Origin of the sequence: Anaerococcus sp. Marseille-P3915 (assembly GCF_900258475.1) — a bacterium.
Lineage (GTDB): Bacteria > Bacillota > Clostridia > Tissierellales > Peptoniphilaceae > Anaerococcus > Anaerococcus kampingae.
In genome coordinates this window covers 457,207-467,382 of the sequence record NZ_LT984887.1, presented here as the reverse complement: position 1 = coordinate 467,382, position 10,176 = coordinate 457,207, and the positions used below count along the sequence as shown (strand labels likewise).

Annotated in this window: 12 protein-coding genes; 2 read left to right on the top strand and 10 right to left on the bottom strand. The window is 31.0% G+C overall.

Going from position 1 to position 10,176, the window contains the following annotated elements:
• Nucleotides 1-40: 40 nt before the first annotated feature.
• Both C8269_RS02370 and dut read right to left on the bottom strand, forming a co-directional pair.
• Nucleotides 41-571, bottom strand: a complete 531-nt coding sequence (locus tag C8269_RS02370) for a hypothetical protein (RefSeq protein ID WP_106460255.1) — start codon at nt 569-571, stop codon at nt 41-43.
• Nucleotides 571-996 carry a dUTP diphosphatase gene (gene dut, locus C8269_RS02365; protein ID WP_106460254.1) on the bottom strand — a complete coding sequence of 142 codons (426 nt, stop codon included), beginning with the start codon at nt 994-996 and terminating at the stop codon, nt 571-573. The genes C8269_RS02370 and dut overlap by 1 nt, the downstream gene beginning before the upstream one ends.
• Nucleotides 997-1,074: 78 nt before the next feature.
• On the opposite strand from dut, the gene pepT reads away from it, so the two are divergent.
• Together pepT and C8269_RS02355 are read left to right on the top strand one after the other, a co-directional pair.
• On the top strand, nt 1,075-2,295 hold the full coding sequence (gene pepT, locus C8269_RS02360; RefSeq protein WP_106460253.1) for a peptidase T: 1,221 nt from the start codon (nt 1,075-1,077) through the stop codon (nt 2,293-2,295).
• An 80-nt stretch (nt 2,296-2,375) separates the two neighbouring features.
• The gene (locus C8269_RS02355; protein WP_199792143.1) at nt 2,376-2,606 is read left to right on the top strand and encodes an elastin-binding protein EbpS; all 231 of its coding nucleotides are present in this window, start codon (nt 2,376-2,378) and stop codon (nt 2,604-2,606) included.
• Between the two features lie 74 nt (nt 2,607-2,680).
• Here C8269_RS02355 and C8269_RS02350 read toward each other — a convergent pair whose 3' ends face one another.
• From C8269_RS02350 to alaS, 8 genes are read right to left on the bottom strand one after another with little or no spacing between them, the layout of a single operon-like run.
• Nucleotides 2,681-3,916, bottom strand: a complete 1,236-nt coding sequence (locus C8269_RS02350) for a peptidase U32 family protein (protein ID WP_106460251.1) — start codon at nt 3,914-3,916, stop codon at nt 2,681-2,683.
• Between the two features lies 1 nt (nt 3,917).
• Entirely contained in the window at nt 3,918-4,544 is a 627-nt protein-coding gene (locus tag C8269_RS02345; RefSeq protein WP_106460250.1) for an O-methyltransferase, read from the bottom strand.
• On the bottom strand, nt 4,531-6,207 hold the full coding sequence (locus tag C8269_RS02340; RefSeq protein WP_106460249.1) for a ribonuclease J: 1,677 nt from the start codon (nt 6,205-6,207) through the stop codon (nt 4,531-4,533). The genes C8269_RS02345 and C8269_RS02340 overlap by 14 nt, the downstream gene beginning before the upstream one ends.
• Entirely contained in the window at nt 6,207-6,647 is a 441-nt protein-coding gene (locus C8269_RS02335; protein ID WP_106460248.1) for a Fur family transcriptional regulator, read from the bottom strand. Before C8269_RS02335 ends, C8269_RS02340 begins: the two co-directional genes overlap by 1 nt.
• A complete protein-coding gene (locus C8269_RS02330) occupies nt 6,637-6,879 on the bottom strand; it encodes a DUF1292 domain-containing protein (RefSeq protein ID WP_106460247.1) in 243 nt (80 codons plus the stop codon). Before C8269_RS02330 ends, C8269_RS02335 begins: the two co-directional genes overlap by 11 nt.
• The gene (gene ruvX / locus C8269_RS02325) at nt 6,872-7,291 is read right to left on the bottom strand and encodes a Holliday junction resolvase RuvX (protein ID WP_106460246.1); all 420 of its coding nucleotides are present in this window, start codon (nt 7,289-7,291) and stop codon (nt 6,872-6,874) included. The genes C8269_RS02330 and ruvX overlap by 8 nt, the downstream gene beginning before the upstream one ends.
• Nucleotides 7,284-7,544 (bottom strand): IreB family regulatory phosphoprotein, encoded by a 261-nt coding sequence (locus C8269_RS02320; RefSeq protein ID WP_106460245.1) that lies wholly within the window; start codon nt 7,542-7,544, stop codon nt 7,284-7,286. Before C8269_RS02320 ends, ruvX begins: the two co-directional genes overlap by 8 nt.
• A 4-nt stretch (nt 7,545-7,548) precedes the next feature.
• Entirely contained in the window at nt 7,549-10,167 is a 2,619-nt protein-coding gene (alaS, locus tag C8269_RS02315; RefSeq protein WP_106460244.1) for an alanine--tRNA ligase, read from the bottom strand.
• Nucleotides 10,168-10,176: the final 9 nt, after the last annotated feature.

Sequence of the window (10,176 nt, the reverse complement as noted above, 5' to 3'; positions counted from 1 at the left end):
CCTCTTAAGAAAAAAGACTCATGAATTATCATGAGCTTAGTTATTGTAAGTTTAAGGTTTTAACATTTGTTATCCAGCTACTTGCACTCTTAGAGTTTGTATCGATTATTGCTAAAGTGCCATATGAAGGATTAAATTCAAGCAGAGGTTGTCCCTCTATTTTATAAACTAAATATATTCTATCTACTTCAAGCGCTACTGACATAGGATATCTTGTTGCACTTCCATTAGTATCTTCTATTTCTATAGTTGGTCTATCCCTAAAGTTATAATCTAAGTTTCCTATTAGCTTTTCTAATGATATTCCTTCAATTTCGACTTTCTCTAAGCCGTTATTAATGTATACTTCTGTCTTATTTGAGCCTAAAGATTTCAATTCTTTGATCGAAAAAGACTTTAGTTCATCGCCATTTCCCTTTATTATTACAATATTATTATTATATTTTGACATTGTCATATCTTCATACTTTTTCTTAATAAATATGGCAACAAAGACTAGTACTATAGCAAATAATCCCAATAGAAAGAGTTTGTATTTATTCTTTTTAAATAATTTATAATACTTATTCATCATCTTCCTGTAGAACCAAATCCGCCTTCATTTCTTTGGCTTGCTGATAGATTTTCTACTTCTTCAATTTCACATCTTAAATAAGGCTGAATTACTAACTGAGCAAGTCTTTCTCCGTTTTTAATAATTTGTTCTTCCTTACCATAATTATAAAAAAACATCATTAATTCTCCCCTATAGTCAGAGTCAATTACACCCAATGTATTGGCGAGCATAAGCTGTCTTCTTACTCCTGTAGATGATCTTGGATAAACTGCACCAAAAAATCCTTCAGGTATCTCTACTTTTAACCCCGTATGTACCTTAACAGTTTCATTAGGTTTAATGGTAATGTCATCCTTAGTCTTACAATATAAGTCAATACCAGCTGCATGTTCTGTAGCATAAGCTGGTACTTGATTGTCTGTTATAATCTTTAATTTCATCCTATCACCTTCCTTATTTAGTATACCAATTTTAGCTCATTTTACAATTACAAGTATAATTATAACAAAGGAGATGCTATGAAAAAAATAGAAGAAAGATTTTTAAATTATATAAGTTTTGATACCAAAAGCGACCCAGAAAAAGGTGAATTTCAAAAACCATCCACAGAAGGCCAATTAGTTTTAGCAAGACAATTAAAAAAAGAACTTGAGGACTTAGGTCTTATAGCAGAAATAAATGATGAGGGATTTGTATTCTCTGAGATAAAATCAAACTCAAAGAAAAATTTACCAAAGGTTGGTTTTATATCTCACATTGATACTTCGCCAGAAATGTATGGAAAGATTGATAATCCACAAATTATCAATTACCAAGGTGGAGATATAAAACTAAATGAAGAAAAATCTATTAAGATTGAAGATTTTCCTTACTTAAATAAGCTAATAGGTACTACTATAATTACAACAAGAGGTGAATCTCTATTGGGTGCTGATGATAAAGCTGGAATTTCTGCTATCATGCATGCGATAGATTTTATTGTAAACAATCCTGATATTAAACACGGAGATATAAAAATTGCCTTTACCCCTGATGAAGAAATAGGTACCGGTTGTGACTCTTTTGATGTAGAAAAGTTTGGAGCTGATTTTGCCTATACTATTGATGGTGGAATTTTAGGTGAATTAGAATACGAATCATTTAATGCTGCAGACGCAAAAATTACTATAAGAGGTAAATCTATACATCCTGGTTCTGCTAAAAACACTATGATTAACTCTATAAGCGTTGCAAATGAATTTGATAGGCTATTAGGTGATGTTAGACGTCCTGAGCATACAGAAGGATATGAGGGCTTCTTCCATTTATTAGATATAAAGGGTGAAACAGAAATTACTAAACTGCACTATATTATTCGTGATCACGATAGAGATACTTTTGAAAAAATGAAGGAAGAAATTAAAGATAATGCTTCTTACCTAAACAAAAAATATGGTAATATTATCGATGTAAATCTATCAGACTCTTATTATAATATGGGTGATGTTATAAAAAATCATATGGATATAGTGGATATTGCTAAAAATGCCATGGAAAACCTAGATATCATTCCACTTGTTAGTCCAATAAGAGGCGGTACGGATGGATCTAAACTTTCTTTTATGGGCCTACCAACACCTAATATATTCACTGGTGGTATGAATTTCCACGGTATATACGAACTTATTCCAATTGAACATATGCAAAAAGCAAGTGATGTTATAGTCGAAATTATTAAATTAATAGAGAAGTCATATTAGGAAAATGATTGTAAATTTTTCTTAAATGTGTTATCATATTAATATAAGAATGCTTAATGTAGATAAAAAAAGGAGATATTATGGCAGATAACAAAGTTACAAATGACAACCAATACAGAGGAAACAAAGAACTAGATAAAAAAATTAGAGAAGAAAACAAAGAAACCGGTGGTGAATCTTTAGATAAAAAACTAAGTCCTGACCAAGAAAATCTTAGATCAATTTCTGATGAAGCTGATGAAAATTCAAACGTTGGTGCTGAAGCAAGAAGAACAAGATCAGATTTTTCAGAAAATCCTTCTGAAGATTAATAGCGGATACTTATTATTAAAAAAAGACGAGAAAACAAAATCTCGTCTTTTTTAATGTTTATATGAAAATCATCTTATTTTTCTATCTCTTTTCTTAAAATATCTCCTACTTCTAAAGGCAAGTCGATTTTAATTCTAATTAGCTGTTTTGGCTTGTTTGCAACTTCAATTTCTTCGCCATTTTCATCTTCCATATAGTCGATTTTAAAATCATAGAAATCCTTACTATTACCAAATATTTCTATATTATCACCTTTGAAAAACCTATTTCTTTGTTCAATTGTTGCAATTTTAGTATCCTTATCATAAGCTTTGACAAGACCTATAAAATCATAATTTCTTATATAAGAAGATGTACCATAAATTTGATCATTTTCATCTGGTTTATTATAGAAAAATCCTTTAGTGAAGTGCCTATGGCTTGCTTTGTTTATTTCTTCAAAATATTTTTCTGCTAATTCTTTTGAAAAATTGCCATCATAATATGCATCAATTACCTGTCTATATGACCTAATTACGGTTGCAACATAAAAAGGAGTCTTCATTCTTCCTTCGATTTTAAAGCTATCTATACCAGCTTCTATTAATTTATCTACTTCCTCAATTAGGCATAGGTCTTTAGAATTCATGATAAAAGTTCCACCATTACCATCTTCTTCTATTGGATAATATTCGCCAGGTCTGGTTTCTTCCTGAAGAGAGTATTTCCACCTACAAGGTTGTGCGCAATCTCCCCTATTAGCATCTCTTCCAGTCATATATGATGATAATAAGCATCTTCCCGAATAAGATATACACATTGCCCCATGTATGAAACATTCAATTTCCATATCTTTTGGAGTATTCGCTCTAATCTCAGTTATTTCCTTTAAAGATAGCTCTCTAGCTAATATTACTCTTTTAGCACCCATTTCGTACCAAAAATTAACAGTAGCTGAGTTTGTTACAGAAGCCTGGGTTGAAATGTGTAAATCAATATCTGTATGTTTTTTAGCTAAATTAAATATACCTGGATCAGATATTATTAAGGCATCTATACCTATTGTATTTAAGTGTTCAAGGTATTGGACAATACCAGTCATATCACCATCATGGGGCATAATATTCATAGTAACATGCACTCTGACATTCTTAGAATGAGCATATTCTACAGCTTTTTTTAATTCTTCATCATTAAAGTTTTTCGCATTTGCCCTTAAACCAAAATTATCTCCGGCAAGATAAACTGCATCCGCCCCAAATTTTATAGCAGTCTGTAGTTTTTCAAAATCTCCCGCGGGGGCAAGTAGTTCTACTTTTTTATTTTCCATTTTATCTCCTTACGCTGATTGTAAGTCCATCACCTATGGGGATAATTGAACTTATGAAATCTTCGTTGTTTGTTATATAGGCTAAAAATTTTCTTAAATTTTTAACTAAAGTTATCTTTCGTTTTTCTATCAGATCATCGTTACAAACTTCACCTCTAAAAAGTACATTATCTGCTACAATGATCCCTCCCTCATTAAGTAATTTGCTTGTAATTTTAAAATAGTCTAGGTATCTAGACTTATTAGCATCAATGAAAACAAAATCAAAGCCTTGATCAATATTTCTCAAGGCTTTCATAGCATCATCATTTATTAATTTGATGTTTGTTTTATATTTTTTAAAGTTATTATTTGCTATTTTTGCTGTGTTTTCATCTAATTCTATAGTTGTAATCTGCGCATCAGAATACTTAGAAAAAATTAAGGAAGAATAACCAATAGCTGTGCCTATTTCAAGTATTTTTTTAGGCTTAGCAATTTTTACTAGACTTACCAGTAATTCTTTTGTCTGGCTATTCATAATAGGAACTCTATTTTCCTTGGCATATTTTCTTAATTCAATAAAATCTACATCTTCAAGCAAATCTTCTATAAATTGGGAGCTGTATTTATAATTAATATTTCCCATTTTCTATTCCAGATATTACAGGTAATATCATTGGATCCCTACCTAGTTCATTATAAATATATGATTTTAGGTCTTCTCTAATCTGATATTTTATTTGACTTAAGGCCTTAATATCGTCTTTTTTACATTTGTCTATAGATCTTAACACGATATCTCTTGCATTTTCGATTATATCTTGGTTTTCTTTTACATAAACAAAACCACGTGATACTATCTCAGGTCCTGCCAGTAATTCTTGTGTATGTTTATCAAAGGTTATGGATACAACCATTAGCCCATCTTCAGATAGATGTTTTCTATCTTTCAATACAATATTTCCAACATCACCTATACCTGATCCGTCAACAAGTACATTTCCTGCTTGAACCTTACCTTTAATTTGGGCAGATTTTTTACTAAATTCGATTACATCCCCATTTTCAACTATAAAGATGTTCTCCCTTAGTTGGCCCATATCTACTGCGATATCAGCATGTTTTTTAAGCATTCTTATCTCACCGTGAGCAGGGATTAAATACTTTGGTGTAACTAACTGGTACATAAGTTTAATTTCTTCTTGGCAAGCGTGCCCAGATGCATGGACTTGAGCTAGAGAAGAATATATTATCTTACACCCAATTTTTGTAAGGTTGTTAATTGTTGTATTAATTGCCATCTCATTGCCTGGAATTGGTGATGAAGATAGGATAACTGTGTCAGTTTCGTTTAAACTAATCTGTCTGTGTTCTTTATTTGCCATTCTTGTTAGGGCACTGAGAGGTTCACCTTGGGTTCCTGTAGATAGAATTACAAGCTCATCGTCAGCATATTTTTTAATTGCTTTCATATCTATTAAGGTGTTCTTTTTAATCTTAAGGAAACCTAACTCAGTTGCAATCTTGACATTATTTAACATTGACCTACCTGATAGGGCAACTTTTCTATTGTATTTTTCTGCTGCTGTAATGATTTGTTGGACTCTGTGAAGATTTGATGCAAAGGTAGCCACTATAATTCTTGACTTAGCTTGGCCAAATATTTTTATAAAGGTTTCGCCTACTGTCTTTTCACTTACAGAAAATCCTTCTCTTTCAACATTTGTTGAGTCAGCAAATAGGGCTAATACACCTTTTCTTCCAAGTTCAGCAAGTCTTTGTATATCTGTTGGATCGTTATCAATTGGAGTGAAATCCATCTTGAAGTCACCTGTAAAGATTACTGTTCCTACTGGTGACTTAACAGCTATAGCGCAAGCATCTGGTATAGAGTGACTTACTCTTATAAATTCTACACTTAGGCTTCCTGCCTTAACTGTATTATTTACATTTACCATTTTAATCTTGTTAGTATTTAATCCGTGCTCTTTAAATTTGTTTCCTAAAAGTCCTTTAGTCAACTTAGAACAATAGACATTTGTATCAACATTTTTTAAAAAGTATGGGATTGCACCTATATGGTCTTCGTGACCATGGGTTACAAATATACCTCGTAATTTATTTTTATTTTCTTCTACATAGGTAAAGTCTGGAATAACTATGTCAACACCTAACATTTCGCTATCTGGGAATGTTAGACCGCAGTCAATCATGATCATGTCATTTCCATATTCTACTACTGTGCAGTTTTTTCCTATTTCATGTAATCCCCCCATTGGGATTATTCTTAATTTCTTTTCATTTGTCATTATTTCTCCTCATTTTTCTGACAATCGGAACATACTCCATAAATCCTCAAAGAATAATAAGACAAATCAAAGTCATAATTTTCTTTCAATGAGTTTTTTACTTCATCCACGGATAAAAACTCATCTTCTAATATTTTCCCACATTTTGTACAAATGATATGATCATGGTGATCACTTTCTGGGTCTATTAATTCATAAGTATAAGCTTGGTCGGTAAATTCTTGCTTATTAACTATACCTAACTCTTCAAATATATTTAAAGTTCTATAAATAGTTGCAATTCCAACCTGCTTATGGTCTTGATGAACAATAGAGAAAAGTTCTTCGGGTGTTAAATGCTTTTGTGAAGAATTTTTCAAAACAGTAAATATCAGCTGTCTTTGTTTAGTAAATTTTTGGTTGTTATTCTCAAAAATCTTCTTTACTTGTTCAATGTTCATTAATTTCTCTTTTCATCTCTTCATAAAATTCAATTATTTCATTTAATTGATTCTGATCTTCTATGGATTTAAATATAACTTCATCAGCTTCATTTATTACTTCTACAATTAATATCATATCGTCTATTGGATTTCTTAAAGCTGCATAATTATTATCATCAATTCCGAAAGTGTCTTCTATATTAAATTCAACTTCATTATTATTTTCATCCAGTAAAAAGATGCTATCCATTATTTCTCCTATCCAAATAGCTTTGTAAGATAAAGCTAGCAGCGATTTTATCAATATGTTTCTTTCTATTCTCACGTCTTACAGACATATCAATAAGAACTGCCTCAGATTCTAACGTTGTCATTCTTTCATCTTGATATATTATCTCTATATCTAATCTTTTCTTGATAAGATCAACAAAGCTTATAACTCGCATAGCCTGAGGGCCAATAGTATTGTTCATATTTTTAGGAAGTCCTACTATTAACGTAGAAACTTCATTTTCGTTAACAAGCTCTCCTATCCTATCGATATCGAATTTTACTTTTGTTCTTTTTATTGTTTCTAATGGTTGGCTAGTAATAAGCATTGGGTCACTTAGAGCAATCCCAATGGTCTTATCTCCAACATCTAAAGCCATTATTCTAGTCATTGATGTAATTATTCAATAATTCTTCTAATATCTTATCTCTATCAACTGCTCTAATAAGCTTTCTAGCGCCGTTGTGTGCTGTTATATAAGTAGGATCACCAGATAATAGGTATCCAACTATTTGAGAATTTGGCTTATAACCCTTTTCTTCAAGAGCTTTATATACTGTAGTTAATATTTCTCTAATATCATTTTTCTCTACATCTTCTCTCTTAAAGAGCATAGTTTCATTAAACTTATTATTATCAGTCATAAAATTACTCCTTGATTAATTCACAAGCCTTGTCTAAGGCTTTATCTAATGCAGATATGTCATTTCCACCAGCTTGTGCGAAGTTTTTCCTTCCTCCACCATTACCTCCGGCAACTTTTGCCATTTCTTTTACAATTTGACCTGCATTATATTTGTCTGTTAAATTATCATCTACTGATACAGTGAATATGATCTTATCTGTAACAGTTGCAAATACAATGACTAAATTAGAATATTGGTTTTTAATCCTATTTTCCAAATCTCTTAATTCATCTACGCTTACATTATCAAATTTAGCTACTAATAGGTTAATGCCATTTACTTCTTCGATTTTTTCTTTTAACTCTCCAAATAAATCTTTATTTGATTGAGATTTTAATCTCTTAATCTCATCATCTTTGTTATCCAAAGCATTTTTAATAGATTTTATTTTAGATTCAATATTATTAACCTTAGTATCTAAGCTATCAGCAATACTCTTTAATTTATTTTCTTGAGCTAATATTAAATCATAAACAGCTCTTCCTGTGATAGCTTCGATTCTTCTAACACCAGCTGCTGCAGATGATTCAGATTCTATCTTAAAGATTAAGACTTCAGATGTGTTATTAACATGACAACCACCACATAGCTCTTTAGAATAATCACCCATAGATACAACTCTTACGGTTTCTTTATACTTATCTTCAAATAGTCCAATAGCACCGATTTCTTCTGATTTTTTATAATCCATGTATTCCTTCTTAACAGGAAGTTCAGCTCTAATTTTTTCGTTAACTATTTTTTCTATTTGTAAAATTTCCTCATTGCTTAATGCTTTATTATGTGAAAAATCAAATCTAAGTTTATTTTGATCAACTAAAGAGCCCGCTTGTTTTATATCCTTTCCTAAAACATCGATTAGTGCCTGATCAAGTAAGTGTGTTGCAGAGTGATTTCTTTGAATATCATATCTTCTTTCCAAATTAATTTTGAATTCTGCATCGTCATTAACAACAAGCTCACCCTCTACTATTTCAACATAGTGGAAAATTATATCATTTTTCTTTTGTACATCTATGACTTTTGCCTTACCATTATCTGTTAATATATATCCGGTATCAGCTACTTGTCCGCCACCTTCTGGATAAAACGAAGTTTTATTACTTATTACTATACCTTTGTTAGAATTTTTTATCGATTCTTTTTCTTCATTATCTACAAATATTGCTATTATTTTAGCATTGACGTCAAATTCATCATAACCAACAAATTCTGTCTTTTCAATATGATCTGTAATTAGATTATCATGGTTTGAACCCTTGTCAACCTTACGAGCATTTCTTGCAAGATTTCTTTGCTTTTCCATCTCTTCTTCAAATTTCTTTTCATCTACTTCAAGATTTTCTTCCTCAAGTATTTCCTTTGTAAGATCAAGTGGGAATCCATAAGTATCATATAATTTGAAAGCATCTGACCCATCTAATACCTTTTGTCCGTTTGCTTTTGTTGTAGCTATAAGATCATTAAGTATATCCAATCCTTGGTTTATTGTTTTTTGGAATCTATTTTCTTCATCACTTATAACTTTATGAATATTATCTTGATTATCTACTAATTCATCATATTCAGCCTTATATGTTTCTACTACCTTGTCAACAATTTTATTTAAGAATGAGCCTTCAATACCTAATAATTTACCATGTCTGTATGCTCTTCTTATAAGTCTTCTTAGAACATATCCACGCTTTTCATTTGATGGAATAACCCCATCTGAAACTAAAAATGTCATTGCCTTAGCATGATCTGCTATAACTCTGATTGATACATCGTCTTTTTTATTTTCTTTATATTTTTTGTTAGATAATTTCTCAATTTCAGATATTATCTCTGTCATTACATCAATTTCAAAAATATTATCTTTTCCTTGAAGAACCATTGCAATTCTTTCTAGACCCATGCCTGTATCAATATTTGGATGGGCTAGATTTGTATAATTGCCTTGGTTATCTTTATTAAATTGAGTAAATACAAGATTCCATACTTCCATAAATCTGTCTGAATCATCGTTGCCAGGCATATTGTCATTTTCGTCAATAGCTCTTTCAACTCCCCTATCAACAAAGATTTCAGAGCATGGTCCACAAGGTCCTACTTCTAATTCCCAGAAGTTATCATCTTTTCCTTGTCTAAGAATTCTTTCAGCTGGCATTTTTATTTCGTCATGCCAAATATTATAGGCTTCATCATCGTCTTTATATACAGTTACCCATAAATCATTTTTGTCTATACCTAATCTATCAGTTAGAAATTCATAAGCCCAGCTAATTGCTTCTCTCTTAAAATAATCACCAAAAGAGAAGTTACCTAGCATCTCAAAAAATGTACCGTGACGCTCAGTTTTTCCTACTCTCTCTATGTCACCAGTACGAACACATCTTTGAGATGAAGTGGCTCTGTTATTCTTCATCTTTTTTTCACCTGTAAAGTATTTCTTTAGAGGTGCCATACCAGCATTTATTAATAAAAGAGTATCATCATCAATTGGTGTTAATGGAAATGATTTTAAAAGTGTATGTTTTTTTTCATTTGCAAAAAATTCTAAGTAGCTTTTTCTAAGCTCATTCATTCCTAAGTTTTTCATCTGTTCTCC

Coding starts and splice junctions, on each gene's coding strand:
- C8269_RS02370 (WP_106460255.1), bottom strand. CDS start 571: ATGAATAAGTATTATAAATTATTTAAAAAGAATAAATACAAACTCTTT.
- dut (WP_106460254.1), bottom strand. CDS start 996: ATGAAATTAAAGATTATAACAGACAATCAAGTACCAGCTTATGCTACA.
- pepT (WP_106460253.1), top strand. CDS start 1,075: ATGAAAAAAATAGAAGAAAGATTTTTAAATTATATAAGTTTTGATACC.
- C8269_RS02355 (WP_199792143.1), top strand. CDS start 2,376: ATGGCAGATAACAAAGTTACAAATGACAACCAATACAGAGGAAACAAA.
- C8269_RS02350 (WP_106460251.1), bottom strand. CDS start 3,916: ATGGAAAATAAAAAAGTAGAACTACTTGCCCCCGCGGGAGATTTTGAA.
- C8269_RS02345 (WP_106460250.1), bottom strand. CDS start 4,544: ATGGGAAATATTAATTATAAATACAGCTCCCAATTTATAGAAGATTTG.
- C8269_RS02340 (WP_106460249.1), bottom strand. CDS start 6,207: ATGACAAATGAAAAGAAATTAAGAATAATCCCAATGGGGGGATTACAT.
- C8269_RS02335 (WP_106460248.1), bottom strand. CDS start 6,647: ATGAACATTGAACAAGTAAAGAAGATTTTTGAGAATAACAACCAAAAA.
- C8269_RS02330 (WP_106460247.1), bottom strand. CDS start 6,879: ATGGATAGCATCTTTTTACTGGATGAAAATAATAATGAAGTTGAATTT.
- ruvX (WP_106460246.1), bottom strand. CDS start 7,291: ATGACTAGAATAATGGCTTTAGATGTTGGAGATAAGACCATTGGGATT.
- C8269_RS02320 (WP_106460245.1), bottom strand. CDS start 7,544: ATGACTGATAATAATAAGTTTAATGAAACTATGCTCTTTAAGAGAGAA.
- alaS (WP_106460244.1), bottom strand. CDS start 10,167: ATGAAAAACTTAGGAATGAATGAGCTTAGAAAAAGCTACTTAGAATTT.